Origin of the sequence: Bradyrhizobium sp. WSM2793 (assembly GCF_000379585.1) — a bacterium.
Taxonomy (GTDB): domain Bacteria; phylum Pseudomonadota; class Alphaproteobacteria; order Rhizobiales; family Xanthobacteraceae; genus Bradyrhizobium.
Genome location: NZ_KB902851.1, coordinates 87,014 through 102,388 on the forward strand (window position 1 = coordinate 87,014; position 15,375 = coordinate 102,388).

The 15,375-nt window shown below is 64.4% G+C and carries 17 protein-coding genes; 11 read left to right on the top strand and 6 right to left on the bottom strand.

Annotation, left to right across the window (positions count from 1 at the left end; translation table 11 throughout):
• The first annotated feature begins 105 nt into the window (after positions 1-105).
• The 3 genes from A3AS_RS0142400 to A3AS_RS0142410 all read left to right on the top strand — a co-directional run bounded on the left by A3AS_RS0142400 (position 106) and on the right by A3AS_RS0142410 (position 2,920).
• Positions 106-798 carry a glutathione S-transferase family protein gene (locus tag A3AS_RS0142400; RefSeq protein WP_018323471.1) on the top strand — a complete coding sequence of 231 codons (693 nt, stop codon included), beginning with the start codon at positions 106-108 and terminating at the stop codon, positions 796-798.
• Positions 747-1,922, top strand: a complete 1,176-nt coding sequence (gene queG, locus A3AS_RS0142405; RefSeq protein WP_018323472.1) for a tRNA epoxyqueuosine(34) reductase QueG — start codon at positions 747-749, stop codon at positions 1,920-1,922. The genes A3AS_RS0142400 and queG overlap by 52 nt, the downstream gene beginning before the upstream one ends.
• A gap of 200 nt (positions 1,923-2,122) precedes the next feature.
• Positions 2,123-2,920, top strand: a complete 798-nt coding sequence (locus A3AS_RS0142410) for an acyl-CoA thioesterase domain-containing protein (RefSeq protein WP_026202934.1) — start codon at positions 2,123-2,125, stop codon at positions 2,918-2,920.
• Between the two features lie 102 nt (positions 2,921-3,022).
• Here A3AS_RS0142410 and A3AS_RS0142415 read toward each other — a convergent pair whose 3' ends face one another.
• Complete coding sequence (locus tag A3AS_RS0142415) at positions 3,023-3,490, bottom strand: nuclear transport factor 2 family protein (protein ID WP_018323473.1); 468 nt, start codon at positions 3,488-3,490, stop codon at positions 3,023-3,025.
• A 28-nt stretch (positions 3,491-3,518) separates the two neighbouring features.
• The gene (locus A3AS_RS0142420) at positions 3,519-4,307 is read right to left on the bottom strand and encodes a carboxylesterase (protein WP_018323474.1); all 789 of its coding nucleotides are present in this window, start codon (positions 4,305-4,307) and stop codon (positions 3,519-3,521) included.
• Positions 4,308-4,553: 246 nt separating this feature from the next.
• On the opposite strand from A3AS_RS0142420, the gene infC reads away from it, so the two are divergent.
• Positions 4,554-5,093, top strand: coding sequence for a translation initiation factor IF-3 (infC, locus tag A3AS_RS0142425; RefSeq protein ID WP_080670072.1), 540 nt, complete (start codon positions 4,554-4,556; stop codon positions 5,091-5,093).
• Between the two features lie 112 nt (positions 5,094-5,205).
• Here infC and A3AS_RS0142430 read toward each other — a convergent pair whose 3' ends face one another.
• Complete coding sequence (locus tag A3AS_RS0142430; protein WP_026202936.1) at positions 5,206-5,604, bottom strand: hypothetical protein; 399 nt, start codon at positions 5,602-5,604, stop codon at positions 5,206-5,208.
• Between the two features lie 270 nt (positions 5,605-5,874).
• Between A3AS_RS0142430 and rpmI the strand changes: the two genes are divergently transcribed.
• On the top strand, positions 5,875-6,075 hold the full coding sequence (gene rpmI, locus A3AS_RS0142435) for a 50S ribosomal protein L35 (protein ID WP_008143958.1): 201 nt from the start codon (positions 5,875-5,877) through the stop codon (positions 6,073-6,075).
• Positions 6,076-6,155: 80 nt separating this feature from the next.
• The gene (rplT, locus tag A3AS_RS0142440) at positions 6,156-6,515 is read left to right on the top strand and encodes a 50S ribosomal protein L20 (protein WP_018323476.1); all 360 of its coding nucleotides are present in this window, start codon (positions 6,156-6,158) and stop codon (positions 6,513-6,515) included.
• An 11-nt stretch (positions 6,516-6,526) separates the two neighbouring features.
• On the opposite strand, the gene A3AS_RS0142445 is transcribed toward rplT, so the two are convergent.
• Complete coding sequence (locus A3AS_RS0142445; protein WP_018323477.1) at positions 6,527-6,946, bottom strand: hypothetical protein; 420 nt, start codon at positions 6,944-6,946, stop codon at positions 6,527-6,529.
• A gap of 142 nt (positions 6,947-7,088) precedes the next feature.
• On the opposite strand from A3AS_RS0142445, the gene pheS reads away from it, so the two are divergent.
• From pheS to A3AS_RS0142465, 4 genes are all read left to right on the top strand, one after another.
• Complete coding sequence (gene pheS, locus A3AS_RS0142450) at positions 7,089-8,171, top strand: phenylalanine--tRNA ligase subunit alpha (protein WP_018323478.1); 1,083 nt, start codon at positions 7,089-7,091, stop codon at positions 8,169-8,171.
• Positions 8,172-8,392: 221 nt separating this feature from the next.
• Positions 8,393-8,839: an endonuclease domain-containing protein gene (locus tag A3AS_RS0142455; protein ID WP_026202937.1), complete on the top strand. Its 447-nt coding sequence runs from the start codon at positions 8,393-8,395 to the stop codon at positions 8,837-8,839.
• Entirely contained in the window at positions 8,836-11,244 is a 2,409-nt protein-coding gene (pheT, locus tag A3AS_RS0142460; protein WP_018323480.1) for a phenylalanine--tRNA ligase subunit beta, read from the top strand. Before A3AS_RS0142455 ends, pheT begins: the two co-directional genes overlap by 4 nt.
• A gap of 53 nt (positions 11,245-11,297) precedes the next feature.
• Positions 11,298-12,068, top strand: a complete 771-nt coding sequence (locus A3AS_RS0142465) for a sulfite exporter TauE/SafE family protein (RefSeq protein ID WP_018323481.1) — start codon at positions 11,298-11,300, stop codon at positions 12,066-12,068.
• Positions 12,069-12,246: 178 nt separating this feature from the next.
• Here A3AS_RS0142465 and A3AS_RS0142470 read toward each other — a convergent pair whose 3' ends face one another.
• Positions 12,247-13,635: an NAD(P)/FAD-dependent oxidoreductase gene (locus A3AS_RS0142470; RefSeq protein WP_018323482.1), complete on the bottom strand. Its 1,389-nt coding sequence runs from the start codon at positions 13,633-13,635 to the stop codon at positions 12,247-12,249.
• Positions 13,636-13,827: 192 nt separating this feature from the next.
• Here A3AS_RS0142470 and A3AS_RS0142475 point away from each other — a divergent pair, with 192 nt between their 5' ends.
• Positions 13,828-14,805 carry a YiiX/YebB-like N1pC/P60 family cysteine hydrolase gene (locus A3AS_RS0142475; protein WP_018323483.1) on the top strand — a complete coding sequence of 326 codons (978 nt, stop codon included), beginning with the start codon at positions 13,828-13,830 and terminating at the stop codon, positions 14,803-14,805.
• A gap of 252 nt (positions 14,806-15,057) precedes the next feature.
• On the opposite strand, the gene A3AS_RS0142480 is transcribed toward A3AS_RS0142475, so the two are convergent.
• Positions 15,058-15,333 carry a metal-sensitive transcriptional regulator gene (locus tag A3AS_RS0142480; protein ID WP_007598521.1) on the bottom strand — a complete coding sequence of 92 codons (276 nt, stop codon included), beginning with the start codon at positions 15,331-15,333 and terminating at the stop codon, positions 15,058-15,060.
• Positions 15,334-15,375: the final 42 nt, after the last annotated feature.

Below are 15,375 nucleotides of genomic sequence, written 5' to 3' on the forward strand. Positions count from 1 at the left end.
CGCAAAATGCGAAATCACGCCCTTGCCTCGCGGTTTTGAAGGACTAGTGTGGCGCCGCACAAACATTGATGGAATCTTAAGCACCATCAAATAGTCAAAGGCTTCATGTTTACGCTGTTTCATCATCCGTTCTGTCCGCATTCGCGTTTCATCCGCCTGATCGCGGGCGAATACGGGCTCGACCTCAAGCTGGTCGAGGAGCGCAGCTGGGAGCGGCGCGAGGCGTTTCTGTTGCTCAATGCGGCAGGCACGACGCCTGTGATGGTGGACGACGAGCAGCCGCCGATCCCCGGCGCTGCGATCATCGCCGAATATGTCGACGAGGCCTATGGCGCCGAGATGGGACCCAAGCGCCTGATGCCGGAATCCATCGGCGAGCGCGTCGAGGTTCGCCGGCTGATGGCCTGGTTCAACGAAAAATTTTTCGAGGAGGTCTCGCATCCTCTCGTCACCGAGCGCATCTACAAGCGCTTCATGAGCGAGGAGAACGGCGGCGGGCCGCCCTCGGCCGACGTAATGCGCGCCGCCAAGGCCAATGTGCGCTATCATCTGGCCTATATCGGCTGGCTGGCGCAGACCCGTAATTTCCTCGCCGGCGACCGGCTCACTTACGCGGATCTCGCCGCCGCGGCGCATCTCTCGGCGATCGACTATCTGGGCGACGTGCCATGGAGCGAGGACGACGCAGCAAAGGCGTGGTACGCGCGGGTGAAGTCCCGCCCGTCGTTCCGTCCGCTGCTGAGCGAATGGCTGGCCGGCGTGCCGGCATCGCGGACCTACGTGGACCTGGATTTCTGAACTCCGATCCGACTGAACTGAAGGCGGCGCTCACGCGCGAGGCGCGGGCACTCGGCTTCGACTGCATCGGCATCACGATGCCAGGCACGATCGAGAGCGCCGGCAAATACTTTCTGGAATTCATTGCCTCCGGCGGTCATGGCGACATGGACTGGCTCGCCGCGCAGCCGGAGCGTCGTGTCGATCCGCGCGGGCTGTGGGCTGACGTGCGCTCGGTGATCATGCTCGGGGTCAATTACGGCCCGGACCAGGATCCGCTCGCGATTCTCGAGCAGCGCGCGCGCGCGGCGATCTCGGTTTATGCGCAGGGCGACGACTATCACGATCTCATCAAGAAGCGGCTGAAGGCGCTGGCGCGCTGGCTGGTCGCGACCGCGCCGTCAGAAGTGAAGGTGTTCGTCGACACCGCCGCGGTGATGGAGAAGCCGCTGGCGCAGACCGCGGGTCTCGGCTGGCAGGGCAAGCACACCAACCTCGTCTCGCGCGAGTTCGGTTCGTGGCTGTTCCTCGGCGCGATCTACACCACGCTGGAGCTGCCGCGCGACGCTGCCGAGATCGATCATTGCGGCTCGTGCCGGGCCTGTCTCGACATCTGCCCGACGGCGGCGTTTCCCGCGCCCTACAAGCTCGATGCGCGGCGCTGCATTTCCTATCTCACCATCGAGAACAAGGGACCGATCCCGCACGAGTTTCGCAAAGCCATCGGCAACCGCATCTATGGCTGCGACGATTGCCTCGCGGCGTGTCCCTGGAACAAGTTCGCGCAGGAGGGGCGCGAGGCCAAGCTCGCCGCGCGCAGCGAATTGCGCGCGCCGGGTCTTGCGGAGCTCGCACGCCTCGACGACGCCGCGTTCCGCGCGCTGTTCACGAAGTCGCCAGTGAAGCGGATTGGTCGCAATCGGTTCTTACGGAACGTGCTGATCGCGATTGGCAACTCGGGCGAGGCGGCGCTGGCCGAGGAAGCGCGACGGTTGCTGGAGGATGCGAGCCCGCTGGTGCGTGGCGCTGCGGTGTGGGCGCTGGGGCAGTTGCTAGGACGGGAAGAGTTTGAGGCGATGAAGGGCGCTGCATTAGATCACGAACGCGACGACAGCGTGCGTGAGGAGTGGCAGACCGTCGCCTAACCCTCGGTGTCATTCCCCGCGAAGGCGGGGAATCCAGTACGCCGCGGCTTCTCGACTCAATCACGACCGTCTCGGAGTACTGGATCGCCCGCCTTCGCGGGCGAAGACACCTGTTGTTGTGGCGATAGCTTGCGCGGCCTGACTCTCACGACGGCACCACCACCCTTGATTTCCCCGCGCGTTTCTTCAATCTCGCGCGCATGACAAACCTGCCTTTCTTCACCCGCAACAGCGATACATTCCATCCGACGGAAGCCGCCAACGGCCCATGGGATCCGAAATCGCTGCATGGACGCGTCGTCGTCGGGCTGCTCGGCTTCGCCATCGAGGAGCGCCATTCGGGTCCCGAATTGGTGCCGGCGCGGCTCACCGTCGACATGTTTCGGCTGCCGACCATCGACAAGCCGATCGAGGTAACGACGCGCCTCGTTCGCGACGGCTTGCGCATCCGCGTGGTCGAGGCGGAATTCGTCTCCGGCGGCGTCAGCATGGCGCGGGCCTCGTGCCAGCTGCTGCGCAAGACGCAAAATCCTGATGGCAATGTCTGGTCGCCGCCGAACTGGGACGTGCCGAAGCCGGCCGACATTCCAAAACCCACCGATCCCAGGCTCGGCATGAACGGCAAATGGACGACGCGCCCCATTGTCGGTCATATGGGCTCGCTCGGTCCGCGAAAACTCTGGATGAGCGAGGTGCGCGAGCTCGTCGCGGGCGTGCCGATGACGCCGTTCGTCCACGTTGCCACCGGCGCCGATTTCGCCAGCCCCCTTGCCAACGCCGGCGACAACGGGCTCGGCTACATCAACAGCGACGTGACGATCTATCTGCACCGCCTGCCGGTGACGAACTGGATCGGCTTTGAGGTGGTGAACCATCACGCCACCGACGGCGTCGCGATCGGCGAATGCTGGCTTTATGACGAACAGGGTCCGATCGGCACCGCGACGGTGGCCGCGCTGGCGCAGCGCAAGCCGATGGCCAATCCTTCGAAGCGATAGGAGCTTGCCGTCATTCCGGGGCAGCCCGCAGGGCTGAACCCGGAATCTCGCGCAGCAAGCTCGAGATTCCGGGTTCGCGCTCCGCGCGCCCCGGAATGACGACTAGGCGAGATGCCGCTGCATCTCCGGCCGCGCCTTCAGCGCCGCGCCCTGCTTGGCGACGATCTTGGCAATCCGCTCGGGTGCGAACTTCAGGTCGATGAATGCCGGCGCGGTATTGGCGACCTCGTGATAGCTCACGATCTTGCCGCCGTTCAGCGTCATGATCGCAACGCCCTCGAACATCGCCCGCGCACCGCCAGCTTCCGGCAAGATCGAGCGATAGCTGAAGGTGTAGCGCGCATAGAGCGTGGTGCCGTCGGTGACGGGATCGTGCATGTCCCAGCGGAAATCGGTCGCCGTGCGATAGAACCAGTCGTCGATCATCGCGGCGATCTTCTCGCGGCCTGCGAAAGCGCCGTAGAACACGTCGTGATAGACGCCGTCCTCGGTGAACAGCTCGGCGAACGCTTTGCCGTTGCGCTGCTCGACCGCATCGCAGAAGGCGCGCAGCATGGCGGTGGTGGTCATTGATTGCCTCCTGAAGGAAGAAGGCAGTTCACCCGATCTCAGCCACCGCGGCAAGAATGCGCGCGATGTCTTGCGGGCGCGAGAGGCGGTGATCGCCGTCCTGGATCATGGTCAGCACGACGTCGTCGGCCGGCAGGCGATGCGTCAGCGCAAAAGCGTGCTGCCAGGGGACATCAGGATCCTTCGCACCTTGCAAGATGCGGACCGGGCAGCCGAGATCGATGGCGCTGCCGAGCACGAGATGATTGCGGCCTTCCTCGATCAGGTTCCGCGTGATCGGATAGGGCGAGCCGTCGGCATATTCGGATGGCCGCAGCCAGAGACCCTTGGTCTCGATCTCCTGCTTCACCGCCGGCGAAAAATTCTTCCACATCAGCTCCTCGGTGAAGTCCGGCGCTGGCGCGATCAGCACCAAGCCCGCGAGCGAGGCCGCGCCGGATCGCTTCCTGATCTCGCGCGCGAGCAGCAGCGCCATCCAGCCGCCCATGGAGGAGCCGATCAGGACCTGCGGGCCATCGCAGAACCGTTCGAACACCGCCACGCACTCCTCCAGCCAGCGTCCGATGGTTCCATCGGCGAAATCGCCGCCGGATTCGCCGTGACCGGAATAGTCGAACCGGACCATGGCGCGGCCGTGGTCTCGGGCCCAGGCGTCCAGTGCCAGGGCCTTGCCGCCCTGCATGTCCGATTTGAATCCGCCGAGCCAGACCAGCCCGGGCCCCTGCCCGCGCCGGCTGCGCACCGCGATCCTGCGTGCTGACGGGCCCTCACCCACGTCGATGGTATCGAGTACGGCATCGGGAATTGCATGGCTCATGGAACGTTTAACCTGGCTGCGCGGTTTGAGCTGTCGGGTCGTCTTCCGCAGCGCCGGAGACCGGCATTGTCCCTTTGGGACGCTTGCGGAACGGAAGCAAGGTGTCTATGTCGGTCAGCGTGCCCAGGCGTGGCCGAAATACCTCGCATTTGAGGGTTTTTCGTTTCGCGCAGGAGCGAATTGCTTGCCGGCAAACGCATCTTCCTGCAAAATAGCAGCCTCTTTCACAACTTTGGAGAACCACCCATTCGCCGTCCCAATAAAGCCCCGCCCGTCGCCAGCAAAGATGGGCCGCGCATCAATGATGATATTCGCAATGCGCAGATCCAGCTGATCGATCAGGCCGGTGACAACAAAGGCACGGTCGAGACCGTCATGGCCATCCGGATGGCCCAGGAAGCCGGCATGGATCTGGTCGAGATCTCGCCGAACGTCAGCCCTCCCGTCTGCAAGATCATGGACTACGGGAAGTATAAGTATTCGGCCCAGAAAAAAGCCGCCGAAGCCCGCAAGCGGCAGAAGATCGTCGAGATCAAGGAGATCAAGCTCCGCCCGATGATCGACGACCACGATTACGATGTGAAGATGCGCGCGATGCAGCGGTTCTTCGAAGAGGGCGACAAGGTCAAGATCACGCTGCGCTATCGCGGCCGCGAAATGGCGCACCAGGAGATCGGCACCAAGTTGCTCGACAAGATCAAGACCGACGTCGCCGAGCTCGCCAAGGTCGAGCAGGACGCCAGGTTCGAGGGACGCCAGGTCGTCATGGTTCTGGCGCCGCGCTGACGCCGGTTGTTTGGAACTCAAGAGTTCGACGGCCCGTCCGGATCTCCGGCGGGCCGTTTTGTTTTCACCTCCCTGCAGGCAGGGAGGTGCGCAGCAGCTTTCCCGGCGACGGCTACGTCCGTGTCGCCTGCCAGGTGCCGCTGCACTGGTCACCGGAAATGACACCTCTCCACGAGCCGGCTCCGTTCACGCCGGCGAGCCGGCCGCCGCCGCTGGCATGGGACGCGCCGACCGAGACCTGCACCGCGACGGCACCGCCGCGATTGACCTTGCCGGAGACCCGGCCGCCGCCGGCGGATGACACCCGGCTGCCGGTCACCGTGAAGGGGACGCTGTAGCCGGAGCTGCAATTGCCCCGCGTGGTGGCGAAGGTGACATTCCAGACGCCGTCATAGCCGCCGACGCGGGCATCGGCCGTCGACGGCAGCGCGGTCGTGGCGAGCACGGCCAGAAGCGCCAGAGGACGGGCGAAAGCAGTCAAAGAGGGAAGCGATCGGGAAAAATGGGCCATTTTGGTCCTGCTCCAGGCGACAGGCTTGGACATGAGGGTCGCAATTCCGAATAGTCGCCGGGCTGGTTCTGCCGGTTCATCGTTGCCAATCGGCCTGTCCTCTGTCATAAGCCCAGCCTTCATCGCCCGGCTGATTAAGGGCTGCCGTGGCGGTGTTTCGTGCGGGTTTCGCGCTTGTTCGTAAAACCTGAGCACAATCAACGCTCTAACGAGCATTTTGACGGCCAGCCGCCTTCGCGGGCGGAACTCTGTGGCCATTAGGAGAGCCAAATGCCCAAGCTGAAGACCAAATCGGGCGCTAAAAAGCGCTTCAAGGTGACTGCCACCGGCAAAGTGATGTTCGCCCATCGCGGCAAGCGTCACGGCATGATCAAGCGGACGAAGAAGCAGATCCGTCAGCTGCGCGGCACCGCGGTGCTGTTCAAGACCGACGGCGACAACGTCAAGAAGTACTTCTTGCCGAACGCCTGATCGCGTCCACGATCATTGCCAACCGTGCCGCGTCTTGCGCGGCAATCCGATAACCAAAGTCATCTCTGAAGGATTTTGTCATGTCTCGCGTCAAACGCGGTGTGACCGCCCACGCCAAGCACAAGAAAGTCTACAAGGCCGCCAAGGGTTTCTACGGCCGCCGCAAGAACACCATCCGCGCCGCCAAGCCGGCCGTGGAAAAGGCCCAGCAGTACGCGTTCCGTGATCGCAAGCGCAAGAAGCGGACCTTCCGCTCGCTCTGGATCCAGCGCATCAACGCTGCCGTCCGTCCGTTCGGCCTGACCTACAGCCGATTTATCGACGGCATGGCCAAGTCTGGGATCACCGTGGACCGCAAGGTGCTGTCGGATCTCGCGATCAGCGAGCCCGCGGCGTTCCAGGCGATCGCCGAGAAGGCCAAGGCTGCGCTCGCCGCCTGAGCCCTGCGGCGCTAGCGGCCGGCTTTGCCGGCCTTCAGCGCATGTTGCGAGTAGCGCTGGGCGACCTCCGCCCGGCAGAAGGCCGTGGCCGAGATATACATGGTGCCGGACTTGCTCCGGTACTTCTGGTCGCAGACCCGCAACTCGCGTTGGTAGCTGAGCTTCTGTGGCGGCTGCAGCTGACCGATGAAATCGGCCTCGCACTTCTTCTCGACCACCTCACCGAACTGTACGTCGCCGCTGGCGCCGTATGCGCAGGCTTCGAACTGCTTCATGGCACGCTCGCAGCCCGGCGCCGCGTTCAGGGCCACGATGATGTCATCCATCGACGTGGATTTGGCCTGGCATTCTTCGGCGGCGAGAGCCGCGCCTCCCAGAAAGCCTTCCAAGAGAACCAGGGCCAGGCCGGCCACGCAGGGTCGCAAACGCATCGTCCCTCCTTCGCGTTCAGGTTGGTGCCAGCCATGCCTTTACGGTTCAAATGCCCGCATTTACGACGTCCAATCGGCTTGACGTTCCGCCCCGGCTGCGGCCACAACCCGGCAGCCTTTTGCAAGTTTGAGGGATCCGACCGTGTCCGACCTCGCCAGTCTCGTTCAATCCATCCTCGCGCAGATCAGTGCTGCCGGCGACGAAGCGGCCCTCGAAGCCGTCCGCGTTGCCTCGCTCGGCAAGAAGGGCTCGATCTCAGCCTTGCTGGCAACGCTCGGCAAGATGTCGCCGGACGAGCGCAAGACGCAAGGCGCAGCGATCAACCAGGCGAAGGACGAGGTCACCCAGGCGCTCGCCGCCCGTCGCGACGTGCTGAAATCGGCGGCGCTCGATGCGCGGCTCGCGTCCGAGACCGTCGACGTCACGCTGCCGCTGCGCGATGCGCCGACGGAAACCGGCCGCATTCATCCGCTGAGCCAGGTCTGGGACGAGCTGACCACCATCTTCGCCGACATGGGATTCTCGGTCGCCGAAGGTCCCGACATCGAGACCGACGATTACAACTTCACCAAGCTGAATTTTCCGGAAGGCCATCCGGCGCGCGAGATGCACGACACGTTCTTCTTCCATCCGAAGGAGGATGGCTCGCGCATGCTGCTTCGAACCCACACCTCTCCGGTGCAGGTGCGCACGATGCTGAGCCAGAAGCCGCCGATCCGCGTGATCTGCCCGGGCCGCACCTACCGCATCGATTCCGACGCGACCCACACGCCGCAATTCCACCAGGTCGAAGGCCTCGTCATCGACAAGCATTCGCATCTCGGCCACCTCAAATGGATCCTGCACGAGTTCTGCAAGGCGTTCTTCGAGGTCGACCACATCAACATGCGCTTCCGCCCGTCGTTCTTCCCGTTCACCGAGCCGTCGCTGGAAGTCGACATCCAGTGCCGCCGCGACAAGGGCGAGATCCGCTTCGGCGAGGGCGAGGACTGGCTCGAGATTCTCGGCTGCGGCATGGTGCATCCGAACGTGCTGCGCGCCTGCGGCATCGACCCCGACGAGTACCAGGGCTTCGCCTGGGGCATGGGCATCGACCGCATCGCCATGCTGAAATACGGCATCGCCGACCTCCGTCAGCTGTTCGACAGCGACGTCCGCTGGCTGAGCCACTACGGCTTCAAGCCGCTGGAGGTGCCGACGCTGGCTGGGGGGCTGAGCTCGTGATGCTCGCCCTCGCGCCAGAGCTTGCGAAGACTCTCTCCGTTCCCTCTGCGGAGACAGCCCTCTCCCTGCCCCTCCCCCGCAAGCGGGGGAGGGAATGGATAGAGCGAGTGTGTGGCGTTCGTCGTATGGGATTGTATTCTCCTGCCGCTCGACAGGTCGAGCTCCCTCCCCCGCTTGCGGGGGAGGGTTGGGGAGAGGGTTTCTCCGCAATGGGGCTGCCGATGGTTGATCCCAAGCATCCGGACTGGAAGATCTCGGCCAAGCTGCGAACCAATGCTCGTGCGCTCAGGCGCGACTCAACCGATGCAGAGCGAATCCTCTGGTCGGAGCTACGTGGCAACCGGCTGAATGGCGTGAGCTTTCGCCGCCAAGTGCCGATCGAGAATTACATCGCCGATTTCATCTGCCACGCAGCCAAGCTCGTCATCGAGCTCGACGGCGGCCAACACTTCTCGAATGATGGCGAGCGCGCCGACGCGCGTCGCTCTAGCGCAATCGAAGCGATGGGCTTCAAGGTGCTCCGCTTCAGCAACCTCGATGTCATGACCAATCGTGGCGGCGTTCTTGAAATAATCGCGACCACCGTCGCGGAGAGAGCCCCCACCCCAACCCTCCCCCGCAAGCGGGAGAGGGAGCAGACCGTCTCCGTGGAGAAGAAACAGCCATGAAATTCACCCTCTCCTGGCTGAAGGATCATCTCGAGACCGACGAGCCCTTGGACAAGCTCGCCGAGAAGCTCACCATGATCGGGCTCGAGGTCGAGAACATCGAGGACAAGGCGAAGGCGCTGAAGCCTTTCACGATTGCGAAGGTGATCTCGGCCGAGCAGCATCCGAATGCGGATCGCCTGCGCGTCTGCATGGTCGATACCGGTGACGGCGGCGCGCCGGTGCAGGTCGTCTGCGGCGCGCCGAATGCGCGTGCGGGTCTCGTCAGCGTGTTCTCGCCGCCCGGCACCTACATTCCCGGCAAGGACATCACGCTGGGCGTCGGCACCATCCGCGGCGTCGAGAGCCGCGGCATGCTGTGCTCGGCGGCCGAGCTGCAGATCTCCAACGACCATGACGGCATCATGGAATTGCCGGCGGATGCGCCTGTTGGCGCCGGCTATGCCGAATGGGCCGCGCTTGGCGATCCCGTGGTCGAGATCAATCTGACGCCGAACCGGCAGGACTGCACCGGCGTGCACGGCATCGCGCGCGATCTCGCCGCCGCCGACATGGGCAAGTTCAAGGACCCGACCATCAAGCCGATCAAGGGCGAATTCCCTTGTCCCGTGAAGGTCACGGTCGAGGATTCCACGCTGTGTCCGGGCTTCGCGCTGCGCCTCGTTCGCGGCGTCAAGAACGGTCCGTCGCCGGAATGGCTGCAGAAGCGGCTGACCGCGATCGGGCTGCGCCCGATCAACGCGCTGGTCGACATCACCAACTTCATGACCTACGACCGCGCGCGGCCGCTACACGTGTTCGACGCCAGGAAGGTGAAGGGCAATCTGGTCGTGCGCCGCGCGCGTGAGGGCGAAACCCTGCTCGCGCTCGACGGCCGCACCTACAATCTCGATCCCGCCATTTGCGTGATCGCGGATGAGCACGGCGTCGAATCGCTCGCCGGCATTATGGGCGGCGAAGCCTCCGGCTGCGACGATGACACCACCGACGTGCTGATCGAATCGGCGCTGTGGAACGAGATCAACATCGCCCAGACCGGCCGCAAGCTCGGCATCAATTCAGACGCGCGCTACCGCTTCGAGCGTGGCGTCGATCCGGCCTTCATGGTGCCGGGGCTGGAGCTGGCGACCAAGCTGGTGATGGAGATGTGCGGCGGCACGCCGTCCGAGACCGTCGTGGTCGGCAAGGCCTTTGGCGACGACCGGGTGATCGATTTCCCCGTGACCGAGGTCAAGCGTCTCTCCGGCATCGAGGTGCCGCAGGTCGAGATGAAGCGCATCCTGACCCATCTCGGCTTCATGATGGCGGGCCCCGGCCCGGTGGTGAAGGTCGCGGTGCCCTCGTGGCGCTCGGATGTCCACGGCAAGGCCGACATCGTCGAGGAGATCGTCCGCATCTTCGGCGTCGACAAGGTGCCGATGACGCCGTTCGAGCGCGGCGAGGACGCGCGCAAACCGGTGCTGACGCCACTGCAGCTGCGCACCCGCCGCGCCAGGCGCGCGCTCGCGAGCCGCGGCATCATCGAAGCGGTGACCTGGTCCTTCATCACGAAGTCCGCGGCAAAATTGTTCGGCGGCGGCCAGCGCGAGCTCGAAGTCGCCAACCCGATCGCGTCTGATCTCTCCGACATGCGCCCGACGCTGCTCGCGGGCCTGATCGCGGCCGCACAGGCCAACGCCAATCGCGGCGTCAGCGATGTCGCGCTGTTTGAAGTCGGCCAAATTTTCAAGGGCGATCGCCCGCAGGATCAGTTCATCGCCGCGAGCGGCGTGCGCCGCGGCTTTGCCTCCTCGGAAGGTCTGGGACGACACTGGTCGGGCTCGGCGCAGGCTGATGTGTTCGACGCCAAGGCCGATGCGCTGGCCGTGCTGGCGGCCGCCGGTGCGCCGATGCAGGCGCTGCAGATCGTCGCCGGCGGTCCGGCATGGTTGCATCCGGGCCGTTCCGGCACGATCCAGATCGGACCGCAGAACGTGCTCTGCCATTTCGGCGAGGTACATCCCAGAGCGCTCGAGGCGCTCGGCGCCGACGGCCCGCTGATGGTGTTCGAGGTGATCCTCGACCGTATTCCGGAAGCGAAGAAGAAGCCGACCCGCGCCAAGCCACTGATCGAGCTCTCGGCGTTCCAGCCAGTCTCGCGTGACTTCGCCTTCATTGTCGATCGCACCGTGAAGGCGGGCGACATCGTGCGCGCCGCGCAGGGTGTCGACAAGAAGCTGATCACCGGCGTGAACGTGTTCGACGTCTACGAGGGCAAGGGCATCGACGACGACAAGAAGTCGATCGCAATCGCGGTGACGATCCAGCCGCGCGAGAAGACGCTGACCGATCAGGAGATCGAGGCTGTCGCGGCGAAGGTCGTGGCCGAGGTCACGAAGAAGACCGGCGGCACGCTGAGAGCATGATGCCGAAAAGTGCGAAGCGGTTTTCGGACAACATCATGCTCCGGAAATAAAGCATGACCCTTGCGGACTTCCTTCCGAAGGACGTCAGCCTCACCATTGCGATGGCGCTCTGCGCCGTCGCCTTCGTTTCCGGCACTGCACGCGGCTTCTCGGGCTTCGGCTCGGCGCTGATCTTCATGCCGCTGGCGAGCAGCATTGCTGCGCCGCGGCTCGTCGCCGCCTTGCTTCTGGTGATCGATTTCGTCGCGGCGGCGCCGCTGCTGCCGGACGCGTGGCGGAAGGCGGACCGCAAGGCGACCGCGGTGATTGTGCTGGGCGCGCTGGTCGGCGTGCCCGTCGGCACATACTTTCTCAGCGTACTCGAACCCGTCACCACGCGCTGGATCATCTCCTGCTTCGTCGCGGCGCTGTTGCTCCTGCTGCTGTCAGGTTGGCGCTATCGTGGCAAGGACCACACCTGGCTTTCGGTCGGCATCGGCGGCCTCTCCGGCTTCTGCAGCGGTCTCGCGCAGACCGGCGGCCCGCCGATCGTCGGCTACTGGCTCGGCCGCCCGATCGCGCCGATCGTCGCGCGCGCCAACATCGTGCTGTTCTTCGGCGCGTCTGACTTCTTCTCGATGATCAGCTACGCGGCCACGGGGCTGATCAGCCGCGAATCGCTCGCGCTCTCGCTGATCGTCGGCCCGGTCTATGCGATCGGCGTCGCATTCGGCGCCTCGCTGTTCGGCCGCGCCAGCGAGCGGGTGTTTCGCGCGATTTGCTATGGTCTGATCGCGATGGCGGTAATTGCCGGGCTGCCGGTGCTGGACCGGGTGTTGCGCTGATTATCTCCGCTGTCGTCCCTGCGAACGCAGGGACCCATACCGCGTGATCTATCGATAAGACACAAGTGACAGTCCCGACGACGATCTCTCAACTGCGAGGCATCGTCAAACGTCTCCCTGTGGTTATGGGTCCCTGCGTTCGCAGGGACGACGGCGGAGTGTTTGGCGGCTTGACTGCTTACTGCCGCGGCACGCGGCGCTTCTTCGTCGACTGCGTCGGCACATCCGCCGAATCGTCCTTGAGCGCACCGATCTTGCGCAAGGCTGCGTCCGCGGCGCGTTCGCCGCTTTCCCAGGCGCCGTCGACGGTGCCCCACAGCGTCTCGTGCGTAGCTTCGCCGGCGAGGAACACATTGCCAATCGGCTCGCTCAGGGTTTTGCGCGACAGCTGACCGCCAGGGGAAGCCGCGGACATCGCACCCAGAACGTAGGGCGAGGCGTTCCAGCGCGTCGCGCTGGTCTTCCCGACGGTAGCCGCAGCTTCGCTACCGAACAATTTCGTGATCCATTCCCTGGCGAAGGCGACCATCGCCTTCTCACCCTGCTCGGAGAGATCGCGGCCGAATGCGCCGCCGACGTCGATCGAGCACAGCGAGGAGCCGCCGATATTGGCGAACATCAACGCCGTGCGTGTCGAATTGCTTTGCTCGATGAGGATATCGTCGCGCGACAGGCCGAGCGGATTGCCGGGCAATTGCAGCACGATGCGATCATAGCTGCCGAGGCCGAGCTTCGACGCCGCGTCCAGCGTGCGTTTGGGAATGTCGGGCGTGAACTTGATCGCGCCCGATGTCAGCACGTTGGTCGAGACCGTGACGATGACGGCGCGTGCGGCGATCTTGCCGGCTTGCGTTTCCACGCTGACGTCGCGGTTGCTCCAGCTGATGCGGCTCGCCGGCGTCGACAGCGCCACCGGCGCCTGCTCCCCGAGTTTGGTGATCAGCGTGCCCAGACCCTGACGGCAGGCGATCGCCGCGTTGCGATCCTGCGCGCGTCCCTTGTCGATCGCGGACAGCTCCTTCAGGTCCTTGCCGGCAAAGCCCGCGCCCAGCATGAACTCGGCCGCGCCCGCCCAGTCGCCGAGATCCTTCGGCAGCACGGAGGCGCAAGAGGTATCCAGCTTAGCCCGCGAGGCATCGTCGATGGCGCGGTTGGCGCGCACCAGCGCCGCCAGGAATTGCTCGGTCTCGCCCGCGCGCGCGTTACGGCGGCCGATGCGCATCTTCTGGCCCGATGGCGCCGGCAGCACGTCCAGCCCGACACTGCGCGCCAGCCGGATCATCGGATTGGTGTCGGGATTGTGCATCCAGCGTGCGCCGCGGTCGAACGGCACCTCGAAGGTTGTGCTGTCGGTGATACAGCGGCCCCCGACTTGCGATGCCGCTTCCATCACGAGGACCTTGCGGCCCGTCGCCATGATGCGCCGCGCCGCAGCGATTCCCGCGGCTCCCGCACCGATCACGACGATGTCGGCCTCGCGCGGCAGGGGCGCGGCGGTTGCGCGCAGGACCGGCATTGCGGCAAGGCCCGCCGACGCGACAAGGAAACCGCGGCGCGTGATTGTCATGTCATGGTTTCCGAGGACTTGCGGCGAACGGGAACAGTCAGCGAACCTTGCCGCATCTGATGTTGCACGGCAACCATCATGGTGAATCAATCGTGCTTGATGTCACGGAGTGATGAACCGAATTGCAACACGTTTCGACCATGATAGAGAAGGGAAAAAGACGGCCGCAAAAGGCCGTGGGGGGAGTTGGAAATGGGGACGGTCCTAGATTCAGTCGGCAAGCTGATTGCCGCGTACCTCTCCAAGGAGGTGCCGGGCTACGAGCCGTTCACGCCGAGCGACCCGGAGCACCTGCGCGGCGTGATCGAACCCGGCGACGTGCTGCTGGTCGAGGGCAACAACCGCATCTCCGGCATCATCAAATATCTGACGCAGTCGACCTGGTCGCATGCCGCGCTCTATGTCGGCCCGGTCGAGGGCGCCACGGAGCCCGACGGCGAACCGCATGTGCTGATCGAGGCCAATATCGGCGAAGGCGTCACCTCTGCGCCGCTGTCGAAATATTTCCCCTATCACACCCGCCTCTGCCGCCCGGTCGGGCTGTCCTACGAGGACCGCACCACCGTCTGCCGCTATGCGATCAACCGCATCGGCTTCGGCTACGACACCAAGAACATCGTCGACCTCATGCGCTTTCTGTTCCCGTTGCCGGTGCCGCAGCGCTGGCGGCGACGCATGATCGCGATCGGCTCGGGCGATCCCACCAAGATCATCTGCTCGGCGCTGATCGCACAGGCGTTCGACGCGGTGCGCTATCCGATCCTGCCGAAGATCACCAAGGCCGGCAGCCGCGCGGCCCGCCGCGAGATCCTGCACATCCGCGATTCCTCGCTCTACATGCCCCGCGACTTCGACATCTCGCCCTATTTCGAAGTCGTCAAACCCACCATCGTGCACGGGTTCGACTACACCGCCCTGCACTGGGCCGACAAGCAGAAGCCGCTCGAGGAGGTAGCGGGCACATTCAGTGTGTTTCCAGAAACGATCAGTGCGCCGCCGCTCGTTCCTGAGGCGGTTGACCAAGAAGCGCCGGCTGAAATTCCGGCTGCGCAAATGAGTGAGTGCCTTGCGGTGACGGCTGAAAGCGTTCCCGGGCATGTCCCGCTGCTGAAGAAGCTGGCGATGTACCGCCCGAGGCGCCGTGGCCGGGTGCGCGAGAGGGCGGCGTAACGGCTGTCGTCCCTGCGAACGCAGGGACCCATACCGCGTGATCTATCGGCTGCGCACGGTAGAAATCCGGAACTCCCAGTCTTCGTCAAACCCTTTCCTGGGGTTATGGGTCGTTGCGTTCGCGGGGACGACGCCTGTGAGTGTGGCGCGAGCAAACTCCGTCATTGCGAGGAGCTCTTGCGACGAAGCAATCCAGACTACTTCCTCGGGGACAGTCTGGATTGCTTCGCTCGCAATGACGGGAGTAAAGACCTACCGCTCCGCCCGCCCGATCACCGCCATCAGCTCTGCGATCTTCTCGCGTTGGTCGGCCTTGTCGCCGCTCGCGATCGCGTGCTCGACGCAATGGGCGACGTGGTCCTTCAGGACCTCTTCCTCGACCCGGCGCAGTGCGGCTCGCACCGCCGAGATCTGCGTCACGATGTCGATGCAGTAGCGGTCCTCCTCTACCATTTTCGAGAGGCCGCGAACCTGGCCCTCGATCCGGCCGAGGCGTTTTCCGACAGATGCCTTGATGTCCTTGCGCATGAGGTCTATATACCCCTACCGGGTATGGGTTGCAAGACCCGG